15 protein-coding genes are annotated in these 14,965 nt (G+C 64.0%); 4 read left to right on the plus strand and 11 right to left on the minus strand.

Annotated elements, in window-relative coordinates; genetic code table 11:
- The first annotated feature begins 39 nt into the window (after nucleotides 1-39).
- Entirely contained in the window at nucleotides 40-795 is a 756-nt protein-coding gene (locus QE494_RS18030; RefSeq protein WP_300045789.1) for a hypothetical protein, read from the plus strand.
- Complete coding sequence (locus QE494_RS18035) at nucleotides 792-2,009, plus strand: O-antigen ligase (protein ID WP_300045790.1); 1,218 nt, start codon at nucleotides 792-794, stop codon at nucleotides 2,007-2,009. The genes QE494_RS18030 and QE494_RS18035 overlap by 4 nt, the downstream gene beginning before the upstream one ends.
- Nucleotides 2,010-2,036: 27 nt before the next feature.
- Here QE494_RS18035 and rng read toward each other — a convergent pair whose 3' ends face one another.
- The 10 genes from rng to clpS form a co-directional block, all read right to left on the minus strand.
- On the minus strand, nucleotides 2,037-3,527 hold the full coding sequence (gene rng, locus QE494_RS18040; RefSeq protein WP_300045792.1) for a ribonuclease G: 1,491 nt from the start codon (nucleotides 3,525-3,527) through the stop codon (nucleotides 2,037-2,039).
- Nucleotides 3,528-3,585: 58 nt separating this feature from the next.
- Nucleotides 3,586-4,356 carry a nucleoside triphosphate pyrophosphatase gene (locus QE494_RS18045; RefSeq protein ID WP_300045794.1) on the minus strand — a complete coding sequence of 257 codons (771 nt, stop codon included), beginning with the start codon at nucleotides 4,354-4,356 and terminating at the stop codon, nucleotides 3,586-3,588.
- Nucleotides 4,357-4,358: 2 nt separating this feature from the next.
- Nucleotides 4,359-4,826, minus strand: coding sequence for a 23S rRNA (pseudouridine(1915)-N(3))-methyltransferase RlmH (gene rlmH / locus QE494_RS18050; protein ID WP_300045796.1), 468 nt, complete (start codon nucleotides 4,824-4,826; stop codon nucleotides 4,359-4,361).
- 5 nt (nucleotides 4,827-4,831) lie between these two features.
- Nucleotides 4,832-5,620 carry a ribosome silencing factor gene (gene rsfS, locus QE494_RS18055; protein ID WP_300045799.1) on the minus strand — a complete coding sequence of 263 codons (789 nt, stop codon included), beginning with the start codon at nucleotides 5,618-5,620 and terminating at the stop codon, nucleotides 4,832-4,834.
- Nucleotides 5,620-6,291, minus strand: a complete 672-nt coding sequence (nadD, locus tag QE494_RS18060) for a nicotinate (nicotinamide) nucleotide adenylyltransferase (RefSeq protein WP_300045800.1) — start codon at nucleotides 6,289-6,291, stop codon at nucleotides 5,620-5,622. The genes rsfS and nadD overlap by 1 nt, the downstream gene beginning before the upstream one ends.
- Before the next feature lie 5 nt (nucleotides 6,292-6,296).
- Complete coding sequence (gene hemF, locus QE494_RS18065) at nucleotides 6,297-7,220, minus strand: oxygen-dependent coproporphyrinogen oxidase (protein ID WP_300045802.1); 924 nt, start codon at nucleotides 7,218-7,220, stop codon at nucleotides 6,297-6,299.
- 107 nt (nucleotides 7,221-7,327) lie between these two features.
- The gene (purD, locus tag QE494_RS18070) at nucleotides 7,328-8,608 is read right to left on the minus strand and encodes a phosphoribosylamine--glycine ligase (protein WP_300045804.1); all 1,281 of its coding nucleotides are present in this window, start codon (nucleotides 8,606-8,608) and stop codon (nucleotides 7,328-7,330) included.
- Nucleotides 8,609-8,618: 10 nt separating this feature from the next.
- On the minus strand, nucleotides 8,619-9,344 hold the full coding sequence (locus QE494_RS18075) for a YebC/PmpR family DNA-binding transcriptional regulator (protein ID WP_300045806.1): 726 nt from the start codon (nucleotides 9,342-9,344) through the stop codon (nucleotides 8,619-8,621).
- Between the two features lie 269 nt (nucleotides 9,345-9,613).
- Nucleotides 9,614-11,938 carry an ATP-dependent Clp protease ATP-binding subunit ClpA gene (clpA, locus tag QE494_RS18080; RefSeq protein WP_300045808.1) on the minus strand — a complete coding sequence of 775 codons (2,325 nt, stop codon included), beginning with the start codon at nucleotides 11,936-11,938 and terminating at the stop codon, nucleotides 9,614-9,616.
- An 80-nt stretch (nucleotides 11,939-12,018) separates the two neighbouring features.
- A complete protein-coding gene (gene clpS, locus QE494_RS18085) occupies nucleotides 12,019-12,387 on the minus strand; it encodes an ATP-dependent Clp protease adapter ClpS (protein ID WP_300045810.1) in 369 nt (122 codons plus the stop codon).
- A gap of 325 nt (nucleotides 12,388-12,712) precedes the next feature.
- Between clpS and QE494_RS18090 the strand changes: the two genes are divergently transcribed.
- Nucleotides 12,713-13,042, plus strand: coding sequence for a cold-shock protein (locus QE494_RS18090; protein WP_300045813.1), 330 nt, complete (start codon nucleotides 12,713-12,715; stop codon nucleotides 13,040-13,042).
- 128 nt (nucleotides 13,043-13,170) lie between these two features.
- On the opposite strand, the gene icd is transcribed toward QE494_RS18090, so the two are convergent.
- Complete coding sequence (icd, locus tag QE494_RS18095) at nucleotides 13,171-14,424, minus strand: NADP-dependent isocitrate dehydrogenase (protein WP_300045815.1); 1,254 nt, start codon at nucleotides 14,422-14,424, stop codon at nucleotides 13,171-13,173.
- 316 nt (nucleotides 14,425-14,740) lie between these two features.
- Between icd and QE494_RS18100 the strand changes: the two genes are divergently transcribed.
- Nucleotides 14,741-14,866, plus strand: coding sequence for a hypothetical protein (locus tag QE494_RS18100; protein WP_300045817.1), 126 nt, complete (start codon nucleotides 14,741-14,743; stop codon nucleotides 14,864-14,866).
- Nucleotides 14,867-14,965 lie beyond the last annotated feature (99 nt).

Genomic DNA, 14,965 nt, shown 5'->3' on the forward strand with positions numbered 1-14,965 from the left:
TTTGAATTGGAGTTGGTAAGCAAGCCGGATTTGGGCCCAGTGAACCGCGTCGTCGACGCGGTGTACGTGATGACGGTCAGATCGTTCGCAGACCGCATCGCCCACATGAAGTCGGAGTTGGGCCGACATGGGATTGACTTCGAGTTCATGCTCGAACACGACGCCGACCAAATGGCCCCAGAGGTCGTTGCGCGCACCTTCGCGTCAGGCAGCGATATCTCGCGTGGTGCGCAGTCCCTGGTCCTCAAGACCCTCGACACCTGGCGCCTGGCGCTGGCCCGTGGCCACCGGCGGATCCTCATTCTGGAGGACGATGCCCTGCTAGACCCCGATTTCAACGCGCGATTCGTTCAGGCCATGGAGGCCGCTGACAAGCTCGAGCCGGGATGGCTCATCTTCCTTGGCGGGCATGACACCAAGGTCCCGGATCGCTTCTTCCTGACGCAAGGACCGCTGGTCGAGTTGCCCATTGCCACCGCTGAGGGCTATGTGTGCGATGCCGAAGCCCTGCGCCGCCGCCTTGCATGGGTCGACGAACACAAGATCGACCTCGCCCTCGACCTGTTCATGCGCAAGCTCGATCCGATGCTCGGGACCCGGCAGTACTGGCTGACTCGGCCTCTCGTCGAGCAAGGCAGTGTCGTGGGACTCTTCGACAGTGCGCTCGACGGGCAGCGCAAAAAGCACAGCCGCAGCTTCAACATTTTGAGGAACAGGTGGAACAAATTCCAGCGACACAAACTGCGAGGGTTTCTCGTGCGGCTGCAGGCGCGCCTGGGTCGGATGCCCAAGTGACCCAGCGCTTCAACCCCCTCCTGGTGGCGCGGATTCTGGTGATCCTCGCACTTGTGACGCTCATGCGCTCACCGGCACTGGCCAATCTTTTTCTGGTCCTGCTGCTGGTCGTGGCCCTCGGGTCTGGCGCCATCCGGCAGCGGATCGCCCGCACCTGGCAGCAGCCGATGGTCAAGGGTTCGGCACTGCTTCTGCTGCTGCTGGCCGCAGGCATTTTGTACAGCGCCTCAGGATGGCGGGAGGGCCTGAACCAACTCTGGGCCTGGCGGACCTTGGGTTTCATGGCCATTGCAGCCGCATTGTTCGACGATGTGCACTGGAAGCGGATCGCCCTGCGGACCTTTGCTGGCGTCACTGCCCTGGGCGCTTTAGCCGTGGTGCTGATGTCGATCCAGCAGACCGTGGCCTCAGGCCAGCACTTCCCGGTGGCGGTCACCTTGTTCCGGAATTACGCTACCCAGGGCATGACCTTCACCGCCGCACTTGTGGCGTGCGGCGCGCTCTGGCGGGTTGAAAACGGCCGCTGGCGCAGATTGTGGGGGGCCAGCGCCCTGCTGCTGCTCGTGGCCACGACCGTGGTCACCGAGGGGCGCAGCGGCTACCTCGTCCTGCTGGCCGCCGCCGCCGCCTTCGTTCTGGGCAGCCTTCTGCAAATGGGCCTGTCGCTCACCCGGGCCCTGGCTGGCGCCTTGGCAATCGCAGGACTGGGGCTTGCCCTGGTCACGGCCTCCCCAGTGGCGCGCCAGCGGATCGACCTGGCCCTGACCGAAATTCGCAACTATGAGTCGCAGGTCAAGGAGGGCACCTCCATGGGCTTGCGCGTGTACTTCTGGCGCGATGCGGTGACCCTGATCTCCGAACGACCGGTTTTCGGTTGGGGGACAGGGAGCTACGCAAAGGTCCAGGGGCAACTGGTGGTGGGCCGCAGCGGTGCCTCGGCGATGCCGACGACCGATCCACACAACCAGTACCTCAAGATCGCTGCCGAGAACGGGCTGGTCGGTCTTGGGATCTTTCTTGTTTTCTTGGTCAGTCTGTTGCGCCAGCAGCCCAGTGGGAGTTACCGGCTCGCTGGCCTGGCGGTGCTTGCGGGCTGGTGCGCGACCAGCTTGGCAAGTTCACACTTTTCGACTTTCCAAGAAGGGCATTTGCTCGCGCTCTTCCTCGGCATCACGCTAGCGGCCGAGTCGGCAACACGGGGCAACACGGGGTGATGGGCGCGCGAGGGCAGCCCTCGGCCGTCACAACAATACGATGTCGTACTGCTCTGGCCCCAGCGTCCCGTCCGCCTGCAGCGAAATCGGCTTGCCGATGAAGTCCGACAGCCCCGCCAGGTGAGCGCTTTCCTCGTCGAGGAACAATTCCACCACCCGCGGCGCGGCGACCACCCGGTACTCCTTGGGGTTGAACTGGCGGGCTTCGCGCAGAATCTCGCGCAGGATGTCGTAGCAGACGCTGCGTGCGGTTTTGACCTGGCCTGACCCCTGGCAGGCCGGACAGGGCTCGCACAGCGCATGCGCCAGTGACTCACGGGTGCGCTTGCGGGTCATTTCGACCAGCCCCAGTTGGGAGAAGCCCCCCGCCATGGTCTTGACCCGATCCCGCGCAAGCTGCTTGCGCAACTCCGCCAGCACCGCCTCACGATGCTCGGGGCGCTGCATGTCGATGAAATCGACCACGATGATGCCGCCCAGATTACGCAGCCTGAGTTGTCGGGCGATGGCCTGCGCCGCTTCCAGATTGGTCTTGAAGACGGTCTCGTCAAAATTGCGCGCGCCGACGTAGCCACCGGTGTTGACGTCCACCGTGGTCAGCGCCTCGGTCTGGTCCACGATCATGTAACCGCCCGACTTCAGGTCAACCCGACGGCCCAAAGCACGGGCGACTTCCTCGTCAATCGAATAGAGGTCGAAGATCGGCCGCTCGCCCTTGTACAACTGCAGCTTCACCGCAGCCTGCGGCATGAACTCTTGGCCAAAGGCCTGCAAGCGCACGAACTGCTCGCGCGAGTCGATGCGGATCGTCTGCGTCTCCTCGGTCACCAGGTCGCGCAGCACACGCTGGAGCAGGTCCAGGTCTTGATGCAGCAAGCTGGTGGGTGGACGCAGGCCGGCCGCCTCACGGATGCGAGCCCAGGTCTTGCGCAGGTAGGCAATGTCCTCGGACATTTCTGCGTCGCTGGTCTCCTCGGCATTGGTACGCAAGATGAAGCCGCCGCCACCGCCATCCTCCGGTTTGCCCACCAGGGCCTGGACCCGGGCACGCAGCGCGTCGCGCTGGGCCGGCGGGATCTTCTGCGAGACGCCCACATGGTCGTCCTGCGGCAAATAGACCAGCAAGCGGCCAGCAATGCTGATTTGGGTGGACAGACGTGCGCCCTTGGTGCCGATCGGGTCCTTGATCACCTGGACCAGCAGGGACTGGCCCTCGAACACCTGCTTTTCGATGGGCACCGCGCCAACCACCTGCCGCCCAGCGTAGGCCTCGCCCTCGGCGGGGCGCTGCCAGACGTCGGCCACATGCAGGAAGGCGGCGCGCTCGAGGCCAATGTCGATGAAGGCCGACTGCATGCCTGGCAACACCCGGGCCACCTTGCCAAGGTAGACATTGCCGACGATGCCGCGCTCGAGTGTGCGCTCGACGTGCAGCTCCTGGACAGCGCCGGTTTCCACGACGGCCACCCGGGTCTCCTGCGGAGACCAGTTGATCAGGATGTCTTGCGCTGTGCCCATGCGATGTGTCCAGAAGGTCGGTGCCAGGCGATTGACCGGCGGGATCTGCGGCGACTGCTCAGGGCAGCAGGCCGACGCGCCGCAGCAGGACGGCGGTCTCGTGCATCGGCAAGCCCATGATGCCAGAGTAGCTGCCTTGAATACCGGTCACATGCATCGCCGCCTGGCCCTGGATGGCATAGGCGCCAGCCTTGCCACGCGGCTCGCCCGAGGCCACATAACGCGCGATCTGCGCCGGGCTCATTCGCTCGAAAGTCACACGGGATTCGCACACCGTGTCGATCCCGCGCCCCGCCGGCCCGGGGACAGCGAAGAAAGGGGCACGGACTCGGAACGGGGCGGGCAAGGCCTTTCCTGGGTGAGGCAGGGGCGATGCTGGCGTCCACAGGGCCACTGCGGTCAGCACCCGGTGGGTCGCCCCAGAAAGCGCACCGAGCATGCGGGCGGCGTCGCGGTCGTCAAGCGGCTTGCCGAAAATCTGCTGGCCGCGGGCCACCGTGGTGTCCGAGCACAGCACGGGTGCCAAGGGCAGGCTACGCCGCTCGAGCCGGGCGACAGCCGCCTCGAGCTTGAGACGGGTGACACGTTTGACATACCGTGCAGGTGCTTCGCCAGGCAAAACCGCCTCCAGGGCCTCGGCGTCTTCGTCGTCTGTGGGCAGCAGCAACTCATAGGCTACGCCGAGTTGCTCGAGCAGTTGGCGTCGGCGTGGGCTTTGGGAGGCCAGGTAAATGAAGCCGGGTGTCGCGCCCAGAGCGGCGGCGCTGGCTTGAACCGGGAGTGCGCTGCCACGGCGAACGCGGCCCAGGGGCGTGGATTTCGAAGGCATGCTCACTCGCGGTGATAAGGGTGGCCGGCGTTGATCGACCAGGCCCGGTACAACTGCTCCACCAGCAGCACCCGCACCATGGCATGGGGCAGCGTCAGGTCGGACAGGCGAATGCGTTCGTGGGCGGCTTGGCGAAACGCTGGCTGCAGCCCGTCGGGGCCGCCGATCACCAGCGCCACATCATCGCCACCGAGTTGCCACTCCCGCAGCTTGGCGGCCAGGGCCTGGGTGCTCAGGGTCGTACCCCGCTCGTCGAGAACTACCACCCGGGCGCCTCGGGGGATCTGGGACTCGATGCGCTCACGCTCGGCGGCGTAGAGCGTCTCCAGGGTCTTGGAGCTGCGCGGCTCGGTCTTCACCGCGCGCAGTTCCAGCTTCAATTCAGGCGGGAAGCGCTTGGCGTAGTCGTCCCAGGCCGTTTGCGCCCAGTCGGGGACGCGCTGGCCGACGGCCACCACGCAGAGCTTCATGCCGGTCAGCGGGCCTTCTTGGCGGCTGGGGAGGCCTTCTTGGCGGCAGGCACTGCCCGCTTAGCGGCCGGCGCAGCCTTCTTGGCAGCAGGTGACGCAGCCTTTTTGGCAGGTGCCGGCTTGCCGGCTGCAAGACGGCTGGCGGCGGACGTGCCACTCGGGGATGGGGTGGCGGGCTTGGTGGCCGCCTTGTTCAAGCCGGACTTCCCGGCCGGCTTGCCGGCCGACTTGCCAGCAGTACGAGCGGCGGATTTGGCCGCGGGCTTGGCCGATGATTTGCGTGCCGGCTTGCCATCTTTGGCCGCCTCATCGGCCGCCCGCTGGCCCTTGAGCGCGGCGCTGCTGCGACGCAGGGAAGGAAGGGCCGCCTGCTTCTTGCTGCCGGCGCTCTCAGCGCGCACCGGTGCAGGCGCCGCAGGCTTGGGCGCACCGAGCTTGAGACGTATGGGCTTGTCGCCCCAGATCTCCTCGAGCTGGTAGTAGCCGCGAATAGCCGGCTGCATGATGTGGGCGACCGCGGCGCCGCAGTCGACGATGATCCACTCGCCGTTGTCCTCACCCTCGATACGGGGCTTGCCAAAGCCCGCCTCGCGCACCGCGTCGCGGACGCTGGCAGCCAGGGCCTTGGTTTGGCGGTTGGAGGTGCCCGAGGCGATGATGACCCGCTCGAACAGGGGCGAGAGGTGTTCGGTGTTGAAAACCTGAATCTCCTGCGCCTTCACGTCTTCCAGGCCCTCCACGATGGCGCGCTGGAGGCGCTGGGTGTCTTTCTTGGCGGCGGTGGAATCAGTCATCAGGTCGGTGAGTAAAGGTGATGTTGCGCAATATAACGGGCGACGGTGGGATCGAGGAGCCCTTCGGGGCTCTGTCCCTGGGCCAGGGTCTGGCGGATGCCAGTGGCGCTGACCGCCAGGGGAGGCAGCGCCAGATCGACCCAACGACCGCCGGGAACGGGATAGGGAACCAACGGAACAGGTTGGTGGGGATAGGACGAGACGGCCTCCGACCCCTGCTTCGCCGACGCAAACGGCACTGCGTCCGGAAAGTTGGCAGCCTCCTCTGGGGCACGTCCAGCGACACAGATTGTAGCGAGGGCCGCGATTTCATCAGGCGCACGCCAGCGGTCAAAGGCCCGCGCCTGGTCGGCGCCGATCACCAGGAACAGCGCCGAACCGGGCTGCTCGGCCAGCAGTTCACGCAGAGTATCGACGGTGTAGCTCGGTCCCTCGCGGCGGACCTCCCTCTCGTCAACGACCGCTTGGGGCAGACCGGCAAAGGCAAGACGGGCCATGGCCACCCGGTGCTCAGGCGGGGTGAGACCCCGGGCCTTGTGCCAGGCCTGGCCAGTGGGCAGGATGTGAAGCGCGTCGAGCCCGAGTTGGTCAATCGCGAGAGCCGCCAGGGCCGCATGCGCCACGTGGGGCGGGTCGAAGGCCCCACCGAACAGGCCAATGCGCCGGGCCATGAGGCCTAGACCCAGTCCCGGGGGACCAGGTAGCGGGTGTAGAGCGCGTCCTCGGGGGTGCCGGGCTCGGGCCGCTGCTGGTAGGCCCAGCTCGCCAGCGGCGGCATGGACAGCAAGATGGACTCGGTGCGTCCACCCGACTGCAGGCCAAAGTGGGTGCCCCGGTCCCAGACCAGGTTGAACTCCACATAGCGGCCGCGCCGATACAGCTGGAAATTGCGCTCACGCTCGCCATAGGGCGTGGCCTGGCGGCGCCGGACGATGGGCAGGTAGGCGTCCAGCAAGGTGTTGCCCACCGCCTGCATCATCTCGAAGCTGCGCGCTTGGCCCAGCTCGGAGAAGTCGTCAAAGAACACCCCGCCCACGCCGCGCTGCTCGCTGCGGTGCTTGAGGCAGAAATACTCGTCGCACCAACGCTTGAAGCGCGGGTATTTGTCCTCGCCAAAGGGAGCCAGCGCGTCCTTGCAGGACTGGTGGAAATGCGCCACGTCCTCGTCAAAGCCGTAGTAGGGCGTGAGGTCCATGCCGCCGCCGAACCAGGCCACCGGCGCGCCGCTGGCCGGGGTGGCGGCAATCATGCGCACATTCATGTGTACCGTCGGCACATAGGGGTTGCGCGGGTGGAAAACCAGCGAGACGCCCATGGCCTCAAAGGGCATGCCCGCCAATTCGGGCCGGTGCTGGGTGGCCGAGGGCGGCAGCTGCGGCCCGCGTACATGCGAAAAACCGCAGCCGGCGCGCTCGAACACCGCGCCGCCTTCCATGATTTTGGTCAGACCTTCGCCCTGCAGGCGCTCACCCTCGGGCTTGGTCCAGGCGTCGGCGAGAAATTTGACCGAACCCTGCTCGGACTCAATGTCCTCCAATGCGTCGGTGATGCGCTGCTGAAGCCCGGTGAGGTAGCGTTGGACGTCGGCGACTGAATTCATGCGCTTGTTTTCCCTTGCGAAATCAACATTGACTGGCTGGCGCCCCAGAAAAAGTGCCTGAGCCCTGGAAGCCCTTGGACGCCTGGAGCGCCTGGCCTCTTCACCCCTTAACCCTTGACGGCCCGAAAGCCGATGTCGGTGCGCCACTGGGCGCCGTCAAACTGGATCCCCCGCACCACCGCATAGGCGCGCTGCTGCGCCGCTTTGACGGAGTCGGCCAGAGCAGTGACGCACAGCACCCGGCCGCCGCTGGTCAGCACCTGGTCGTCCTGCCACTGGGTGCCGGCGTGAAACACCATCGCGTCCTCACTGGCAGCGGGCAGGCCGCTCACCACGTCGCCCTTGCGCGGCGAAAGCGGGTAGCCGGCCGCCGCCATCACCACACCCAACGCTGTGCGGCGGTCCCATTGCAGCTCGACCTGATCCAGAGTGCCACCGGTGGCGGCCAGCATCACTTCGAACAGGTTGGACTTGAGCCGCATCAGGATGGGTTGGGTCTCCGGGTCTCCCATGCGGCAATTGAACTCCAGGGTTTTGACCGCGCCCTGGGCGTCGATCATCAAGCCCGCATAAAGAAACCCGGTGTAGGGGATACCGTCGCTTTCCATTCCGCGGATGGTGGGCAAGATGACCTCGCGCATGGCGCGGGCGTGCACGGCCGGCGTGACCACCAATGCTGGCGAATAGGCGCCCATGCCACCGGTGTTCGGGCCCTGATCGCCGTCCTGCAGCCGTTTGTGGTCTTGGCTGGTGGCCAGGGCGGTCACATCTTTTCCGTCGCACAGGACAATAAAGCTGGCTTCTTCGCCCTGCAAAAATTCCTCGATCACCACCCGGGCGCCGCCAGCGTTGTGGGTGACACCCAGCGTGTTGTCCAGCAACATGAAATCGATCGCCTCATGCGCTTCGGTAGCCGTCATCGCCACCACCACGCCTTTGCCAGCGGCCAGCCCATCGGCCTTGACCACGATGGGCGCGCCCATTCGGTCCACGTAGGCGTGAGCCAGGGTCGGGTCGGTGAAGGTCTCGTAAGCTGCCGTGGGAATGCCATGGCGCTTCATGAAGGCCTTGGAGAAAGCCTTGGAGCTTTCCAGCTGCGCGGCCGCCTGGGTGGGGCCGAAGATGCGCAGGCCGGCAGCGCGGAAGGCGTCCACCACCCCGGCCGCCAGCGGGGCCTCGGGGCCGACCACCGTCAGGCCCACCTTTTGGTCAAGCGCCCATTGGCGCAGCTGGGCGATGTCGGTAATCGGCAGATTGATCAGAGAAGGGTCAGTCGCCGTACCGCCATTGCCAGGCGCTACATAGACCGCCTGCACCTTGGGAGACTGGGCCAGCTTCCAGGCCAGCGCATGCTCGCGGCCGCCCGAGCCGATCACGAGAACCTTCATGCCGCCGCCCTCACTCGGAGATCTCGGCGTTGTGGAACACGTCTTGCACGTCGTCGAGGTCTTCGAGCATGTCCAGAAGCTTTTGCATGCGGGCGGCCTCGTCGCCGGACAATGGGATGGTGTTTTCCGGCCGCATGGTGATCTCTGCAACCTCAGGCTTGAGGCCGGCCGCGTCGAGCGCATTGCGCACCTGCTCGAATTCGGACGGACCGGCAATTACCTCGATAGCGCCATCCTCGTCGGTCACTACGTCCTCGGCGCCAGCTTCGAGCGCGACTTCCATCACCCGGTCCTCGGAGGTGCCAGGCGCCAAGATGATCTGGCCGACGTGGCGGAACTGGAAGGCCACCGACCCTTCGGTACCCATGTTCCCGCCGCACTTGCTGAAGGCATGCCGGACCTCGGCCACTGTGCGCACCTTGTTGTCCGTCATGGTGTCGACGATGATCGCCGCGCCACCGATGCCGTAGCCCTCGTAGCGGATTTCCTCGTAGTTCACGCCCTCGAGATTGCCGGTGGCCTTGTCGATGTTGCGCTTGACCGTGTCGGCCGGCATGTTGGCGGCCTTGGCCTTGTCCACCGCCAGACGCAGCCGCGGGTTGGCGTTCAGGTCGCCACCGCCCTGTCGGGCAGCGACCATGATTTCGCGGATGACCCGCGTCCAGACCTTGCCGCGCTTTTCATCCTGCCGGCCCTTGCGGTGTTGGATATTGGCCCATTTGCTGTGACCTGCCACGGGAGTGTTCCTTGTCGAGTCGGTGCGCCACGTCCTCGCCCCCGACCAGGGATGAGTGACGATGGTGCAAAGCACTGATTCTACTTTTCAGATCCCCCGCGTGCCCCCGCCCGCGCCACCGATCCCGCCCTCCCCTTGTCTTTGGCACACCTGCTTCCATTTGACTTGCCCTTTCTCTTAAAAAATGGTGTCAAGACCTGGCAGGACGGGTCACGGCCATGAAAAAAGCCGCCCGTGGGCGGCTCTTTCAATCAGCACAGGGGCGCACCTCAGGCGCCGCCCGTCCCGACCTCTTCTGGCTCCGCCTTGGACTTGCCTTCCCGCTTGGGCAGCGGTTGGATGTCCAGCAGAACTTCGTCTTTGTCATCGAGGTCCACCGTGAGGCGGCCTCCGTCGGTGAGACGGCCGAACAGCAGCTCGTCGGCCAACGCCTTGCGGATCGTGTCCTGAATCAGGCGCTGCATCGGACGCGCCCCCATGAGCGGATCGAAGCCCTTCTTGGCCAGGAACTTGCGCAGGTTGTCGGTGAAAGTGACGTCTACCTTTTTGTCCGACAGCTGCTGCTCGAGCACCAACAGGAACTTGTCGACCACCCGCAGAATGACCTGCTCGTCCAGCGGCTTGAAGCTCACCATGGCATCCAAGCGGTTACGGAACTCCGGTGTGAACAGGCGCTTGATGTCCGCCATTTCGTCACCGGCCGCGCGCGGGTTGGTAAAGCCGATGGCGGCCTTATTCATGGTATCGGCGCCCGCGTTGGTGGTCATGATGATGATCACATTGCGGAAGTCGGCCTTGCGCCCGTTGTTGTCGGTCAGCGTGCCGTGGTCCATCACCTGCAGCAGCACGTTAAAGATGTCCGGATGTGCCTTTTCGATCTCGTCGAGCAGCAGCACCGCGTGCGGCTTCTTGGTGACCGCCTCAGTGAGCAGGCCGCCTTGGTCAAAGCCAACATAGCCCGGGGGCGCGCCGATCAGGCGAGAGACCGCATGACGCTCCATGTACTCCGACATGTCGAAGCGAATGAGCTCGATGCCCATGATGTAGGCCAGCTGCTTGGCCGCCTCGGTCTTGCCGACACCGGTGGGGCCGGAGAACAGAAACGAGCCAATCGGCTTGTCGCCCTTGCCCAAGCCCGAGCGCGCCAGCTTGACTGCACCGGCCAGCACATCCAAGGCCTTGTCCTGGCCGAACACCACCGCTTTGAGGTCGCGCTCAATGGTCCGCAGCTTGCCACGGTCGTCATTGGACACATTGGCCGGCGGAATGCGGGCGATCTTGGCCACGATCTCTTCGACCTCATTGCGCGAAATCGTCTTCTTGCGCTTGCTCGGTGGCAGGATGCGCTGGGCAGCGCCCGCCTCGTCGATCACGTCGATGGCCTTGTCAGGCAGATGCCGGTCATTGATGTACTTCGCCGAGAGCTCAGCGGCCGCCTGTAGCGCCGCCAGCGCGTACTTGACGCTGTGATGCTCCTCAAAACGGCTCTTAAGACCCTTGAGGATGTCCACCGTTTGCTCGACCGTGGGCTCGACAACGTCCACCTTTTGGAAACGACGCGACAGGGCCGCGTCCTTCTCGAAGATGCCCCGGTACTCGGTGAAAGTGGTCGCGCCGATGCACTTGAGCTGGCCACTGGAGAGGGCTGGCTTGAGCAGGTTGGACGCGTCCAGGGTGCCGCCAGAGGCTGCTCCTGCGCCGATCAGGGTGTGGATCTCGTCGATGAACAGGATCGCGTTGGGTTTGTCCTTGAGCGACTTGAGCACGCCCTTGAGCCGCTGCTCAAAGTCGCCGCGGTACTTGGTGCCCGCCAACAGCGAGCCCATGTCCAGGGAATAGACCACGGAGTCCGCAAGGATCTCAGGGACGTCAGTCTGAACAATGCGCCAGGCCAGGCCCTCGGCGATGGCGGTCTTGCCTACGCCCGCCTCTCCCACCAGCAGCGGGTTATTTTTGCGGCGGCGGCACAGGATCTGGATGACACGCTCGACCTCGTACTCGCGGCCGATCAGCGGGTCAATCTTGCCTTCCTTGGCTGCCTGATTCAGGTTGAGCGTGAACTGCTCGAGCGGGGAGGCCTTCTCATTCTTCTCGCTGGCCTCGGCCTCCTGCTCACCACCAGGCGACTCGCTTCCCTTGGCGGGCTCGGGCGGGTCGCTCTTCTTGATGCCGTGGGCGATGTAGTTGACAACGTCCAAGCGGGTCACGCCCTGCTGGTGCAGGTAGTAAACCGCGTGCGAATCCTTCTCGCCGAAGATGGCGACGAGCACATTGGCGCCGGTCACTTCCTTCTTGCCGTTGCCGGTGGACTGCACATGCATGATCGCGCGCTGGATGACCCGCTGGAAACCCAGCGTGGGCTGGGTATCTACCTCATCGGTCCCGGCGACCTGAGGGGTGTTGTCCTTGATGAAGTTGGTCAGGGACTTGCGCAAGTCATCGATATTGGCCGCGCAGGCGCGCAGCACCTCTGCCGCGCTTGGGTTGTCCAGCAAGGCGAGCAGGAGATGCTCCACCGTGATGAACTCGTGACGCTGCTGCCTCGCCTCCACAAACGCCATGTGGAGGCTGACTTCCAATTCCTGGGCAATCATGAAAATTCCTTTGCCTTGCTACCTGGGGATGAGCGACTCGCGTTCAACCCCACTTTAATCTGGATCGGCTGCATATTCATTCAATCGACCGGTTCACTCACACATTGAAGGGGATGCCCTGCCTGCCTCGCCGCGTCCTGAACCTGATCCACCTTGGTTGCAGCGACATCGCGGGAATAAACCCCGCAAACGGCTTTACCGTCGAGGTGGATCTTGAGCATGATCTGGGTCGCGGTATCCCGGTCCTTGTTGAAGAACTCCTGGATCACCACCACCACGAACTCCATCGGTGTGTAGTCGTCATTGAGCATGACAACCTGGTACATCTGGGGGGGCTCGGTCTTCTGAGTCAGGCGCTCGAGCACCAGAGAGCCGCCTTCGTCGTCCCGCGGTCTCTCCGTGGGCGCAATGGGGGCAGGAACCGGTTTTTTGCTGGCCATGAAATTCATTCTATCGACCTCCGGGCCCTCTCCGCTCAGAGGCTTGGTCGGTTGGACGAACGGGCAAGCCTTTAGCGTGCCATCGGCCAGGCCGCGGTGATCGCGCTGGCGTCGCTGAGCACCGTCTTCAGCCTGAGGCTGTGGCGGCGCCGGGGGCATCGACTCAAGGCGGAAGGGCCAAGCCCAGCGCTCGCGTGGCCCCGCCACAAATAAAACTTTAGTACCCGAAAATCATTGACAAGGGCGGCGCGCCTCTACGACACTGCGCCGACTGTCACCCGCTGGCCACGGATCGCACCCAGCCAGCACCAACTGCCAAAGAGAGGGTCCCCAAATGGCGACTGGCACTGTCAAATGGTTTAACGACGCAAAGGGTTTTGGCTTCATCGAGCCCGACGGCGGGGGTACCGACATCTTTGCCCACTTCAGCGCCATCGCTATGGATGGCTTCAAGACTCTCAAGCAAGGGGCCCGGGTCAGCTTCGAAGTCATACAGGGGCCCAAGGGCCAGATGGCACAAAACATTGAGGCAGATCCTGCAGCGGTTCTGGCCACCGCCGAGCCATCGGCCCCCTCGGACAGCATGCCTCTTCATCCGCGCACGCCGCGCCCCGCGCGAGTTCGGGCTCCGCAGTTCCAGGCTGACCAACCACGGGCTACCTGATACCGGGCATTTGAGGCGCGCCCCCAAGGAACCAGCGCATCAAGCCCCGGCCAGGGTCAGCGGGCCTCTTTTTCAAGGGCGATAGCCGTCCAAGGGCGATGACCCGTCTTGCGGCAGGTCACCGGGACTTACATGTTCTCGATCATCACCCTGCCAAAGCCAGAACAGCTCACTTGCGTCGCACCGTCCATCAGGCGGGCAAAGTCGTAGGTGACCTTCTTGCTCAGTATGGACTTCTCCATGGAACTGATGATGAGGTCGGCCGCCTCCTTCCAGCCCATATGGCGCAACATCATTTCTGCGGACAGGATCTCGGAGCCGGGGTTCACATAGTCCTTGCCGGCGTACTTGGGCGCCGTGCCATGGGTGGCCTCGAACATGGCGACCGAGTCGCTCAGGTTCGCGCCTGGGGTAATGCCGGTGCCGCCGACTTGGGCCGCCAGAGCGTCGGAGATGTAGTCGCCGTTGAGGTTCAGGGTGGCGATCACGCTGTATTCCGCTGGGCGCAAGAGGATCTGCTGCAGAAATGCGTCGGCGACTGAATCCTTGACCACGATTTCCTTGCCGGTCTTCGGGCTCCTGAATTTGCACCAAGGCCCCCCGTCAATCAACTGCGCGCCGAATTCGCGCTGGGCCAGGTCGTAGGCCCAGTCACGGAAGCCCCCCTCGGTGAACTTCATGATGTTGCCCTTGTGGACGATGGTGACGCTGGGCTTGTCGTTGTCGATGGCGTACTGGATCGCCTTGCGAACCAGGCGGTCGGTACCCTCGCGAGAAACAGGCTTGATACCGATCCCCGAGGTGTCCGGGAACCTGATTGTCTTGACCCCCATTTCATCGACGAGGAACTTGATCAGCTTCTTGGCCTTGTCTGATTCGGCCTCGTACTCGATGCCCGCATAAATATCCTCGGAGTTCTCGCGAAATATCACCATGCGCGTCTTCTCCGGCTCCTTCAGGGGGGAGGGCACGCCCTTGAAGTACTGGATCGGACGTAGGCACACATACAGGTCCAGCTCCTGGCGCAGCGCCACGTTCAGGGAGCGGATATCGCCTCCGGCAGGCGCGGTCAGCGGGCCCTTGATAGAGACCACATAGTCGCGAACAGCGTGCAGCGTCTCCTCGGGCAGCCATGCATCGGGACCATAAAGAAGGGTCGCCTTTTCGCCAGCGAACACCTCCATCCAATGGATCTTGCGCATGCCGCGGTAGGCCTTGGCAACCGCGGCATCGACCACTTTCAGCATGACGGGGGTGATGTCCCGCCCCGTGCCATCGCCCTCGATGAAAGGAATGATGGGGTTGTCGGGCACGCTCAGCGACAGGTCGGCATTGACCGAGATTCTCTGGCCCTGGGCCGGTACTTTGATGTGCTGATACACGGGGAGGAAGCCTCGGGGCGAAGCTGGCGGGTGGGAGGGCGAAGCGGCGATGAGCCGACATTGCCGGAGACGAAGGCTCATTTTAGAGGCGCAAACTTTGGGACTGCCGATAAGGCAGCATCACCTCGAATTGATACTCCGATACTATTTTTTTTGAAGTGCGTTTACCGGGGAATTCATTTTCAGGAGCGTACCCTCGGGTTTTACTGTAAAGACCATGTCAACGGTTTCGGTAACATACGCGTTGGAGAGAGGCCTACCGGTTCGCCGGAAGGACTGAGTACCCAACTTCAATCCAACTGCTAAAGGAAACATCATGAAGAAGATCATCGCCGCCGTTCTGGCCACCGCTTTCGCCGCCTCCGCTTTCGCTCAAGCTGCCCCCGCCAAGGCCGCCTCCGGCGCCAAGCCCGCTGCTTCCGCCGCTTCTGCCAAGAAGTAATCGGTCGGCAACGTCGATAAAGAGCCCGCCTCACGGCGGGCTCTTTTTTTTGGTCCCTACGCTCTGGGCCCTCGTCGCAAGGGCGGCCTGCGCCGCAAG

The sequence above is a fragment of the Ramlibacter sp. genome, assembly GCF_029866045.1.
GTDB lineage: Bacteria > Pseudomonadota > Gammaproteobacteria > Burkholderiales > Burkholderiaceae_C > Ramlibacter.

Coding starts and splice junctions, on each gene's coding strand:
- rng (WP_300045792.1), bottom strand. CDS start 3,527: ATGGGCACAGCGCAAGACATCCTGATCAACTGGTCTCCGCAGGAGACC.
- QE494_RS18045 (WP_300045794.1), bottom strand. CDS start 4,356: ATGCCTTCGAAATCCACGCCCCTGGGCCGCGTTCGCCGTGGCAGCGCA.
- rlmH (WP_300045796.1), bottom strand. CDS start 4,826: ATGAAGCTCTGCGTGGTGGCCGTCGGCCAGCGCGTCCCCGACTGGGCG.
- rsfS (WP_300045799.1), bottom strand. CDS start 5,620: ATGACTGATTCCACCGCCGCCAAGAAAGACACCCAGCGCCTCCAGCGC.
- nadD (WP_300045800.1), bottom strand. CDS start 6,291: ATGGCCCGGCGCATTGGCCTGTTCGGTGGGGCCTTCGACCCGCCCCAC.
- hemF (WP_300045802.1), bottom strand. CDS start 7,220: ATGAATTCAGTCGCCGACGTCCAACGCTACCTCACCGGGCTTCAGCAG.
- purD (WP_300045804.1), bottom strand. CDS start 8,608: ATGAAGGTTCTCGTGATCGGCTCGGGCGGCCGCGAGCATGCGCTGGCC.
- clpA (WP_300045808.1), bottom strand. CDS start 11,938: ATGATTGCCCAGGAATTGGAAGTCAGCCTCCACATGGCGTTTGTGGAG.
- clpS (WP_300045810.1), bottom strand. CDS start 12,387: ATGAATTTCATGGCCAGCAAAAAACCGGTTCCTGCCCCCATTGCGCCC.
- QE494_RS18090 (WP_300045813.1), top strand. CDS start 12,713: ATGGCGACTGGCACTGTCAAATGGTTTAACGACGCAAAGGGTTTTGGC.
- QE494_RS18100 (WP_300045817.1), top strand. CDS start 14,741: ATGAAGAAGATCATCGCCGCCGTTCTGGCCACCGCTTTCGCCGCCTCC.